This window comes from Herbivorax alkaliphila (assembly GCF_030848475.1).
In the GTDB taxonomy this organism is placed as follows: Bacteria; Bacillota; Clostridia; order Acetivibrionales; family Acetivibrionaceae; genus Herbivorax.
In genome coordinates this window covers 1-1,597 of sequence record NZ_JAVDDS010000126.1, presented here as the reverse complement: position 1 = coordinate 1,597, position 1,597 = coordinate 1, and the positions used below count along the sequence as shown (strand labels likewise).

Genomic DNA, 1,597 nt, shown 5'->3' with positions numbered 1-1,597 from the left:
TTATTAGGTGTAAAAAACATCATACCGTAAAAATACTTCCAAAATAATATTATTTTATCATATACATTTTCATATAATGGTATACATGCAATAGTTTTAAATCTGCTTTCATCTAACTTAGATTTTATTTCATATTTTCCATTTTGCTCAAAGTATTTTGGAATCTCAATTCTATACTTCTCAATTTCTTTAAAAGATAAAAAATCATCTTCTTCTCTCATAAACTCAAAATAGTATTTTTCACCCACCGTAAGCTTTTGTATTATTTTTTTTAGTATTTTTACGCATTCAGTATCATCCACATCGATATTTCTAATTCCAATAGCACTTATGCTTTTTTTACTTCTTCATAATATATTTTCAATTTAATCAACACCCTTTATTTATTCTTTCGGAGTTATTTCCTCTCCAAACTTCCACGGTAACAAGCTTCTATGAACCTTTCCAGGTTTTCCAAATCTATATCCACCTCTGCCACTAAATATCTTAGAAGGTTTTTGATTTACATTCCCACCCGTTCCATTAACAATTTGTGAAATTAAAACTTCATGACCCCTACTATTAAAACAGAATTTTACACAATTATACCATAAATCCCAATGATATAATTAAAGAAAAAGTAATAAACCAGCATTGATTAAAGGCAAGCAAGAAAAATCATCCATACTTGACCCTTATCCGTCCTTTCAATCATTACATCCATTTGCTTTTTGCAAATAACTATATTTTAAATTTCAATATTATTTTCTAAAGCATAAATGTATTTTTTTATTTTATCATAAGTTAGTTCTTTTCCTTCTTCATCAATTTCTTCAAGTTCGCTTATTACACTTGCTATGCTATCCCTAAATTTATCATTATACCGAAATAAATCTGTAAACATTATAGTATTAACCCACTCTAACAAGTGTTCTTCTGATAGTTTATTCTCTCTAAATTCGTTCAATAACTTAATGATGTTATATGGGTGTATAATTACTGGCTTGCCTTTGTCTATAATTGCATTAAATATATCAATTTTATCTAAGTCACATATTTCACTCTTTCTAATTTTCAAATCTCGAAACTCTTTTAATTTCACATAATTAATATGCATATACATTTCTCCTACTCTAATTAATTTTATTCTTGTTGTGTACTAGATTTCCTGATGGATCATAAGTCTCTTTAAATACATCCAAAGTTTTTCCACAAGGACTAACTTTTTTATAATATATAGCTTTAGATCCTGGAACATTGCCTGGTTTAGTCATTTTCAGCATATAATTACCACCAGTTAATTTTTCCACAATAAAATCCGTATATTTGTTAGTGGCTTTATCCTTAAAGAATTTTGTTGCACTATTCTTAATTCCTTTTGGTAAATTATCCACTGATTTCATTGCATCTACTCTTGTCCCTGTCTTAAAAAGTATTTCATTCCCACCCGTTCCCTTACCTGAAATAATTGTTTTATTAATATATGGACCTAAAAATTTTGAAAGTATAATTTGTGCTGTTAAATGGGTTACTATCTCAAGTGCTGTTGGATACTCGCCCTCTTCTATACTTCTTATTATATTTTCACCTGCATAAGATAGTATCAGTATTACAGCTG

At 28.2% G+C, this 1,597-nt stretch carries 3 protein-coding genes; all 3 read right to left on the bottom strand.

Features of this window, described 5'->3' with window-relative positions; translation table 11 throughout:
* Positions 1-302: hypothetical protein (locus RBH29_RS17605; protein WP_306698317.1), on the bottom strand; the 302-nt coding region annotated here is incomplete at its 3' end.
* A 425-nt stretch (positions 303-727) separates the two neighbouring features.
* On the bottom strand, positions 728-1,096 hold the full coding sequence (locus tag RBH29_RS17600) for a hypothetical protein (RefSeq protein ID WP_306698316.1): 369 nt from the start codon (positions 1,094-1,096) through the stop codon (positions 728-730).
* Between the two features lie 16 nt (positions 1,097-1,112).
* The coding region (locus tag RBH29_RS17595; protein ID WP_306698315.1) for a hypothetical protein at positions 1,113-1,597 on the bottom strand (485 nt) is incomplete at its 5' end.

Coding starts and splice junctions, on each gene's coding strand:
- RBH29_RS17600 (WP_306698316.1), bottom strand. CDS start 1,096: ATGCATATTAATTATGTGAAATTAAAAGAGTTTCGAGATTTGAAAATT.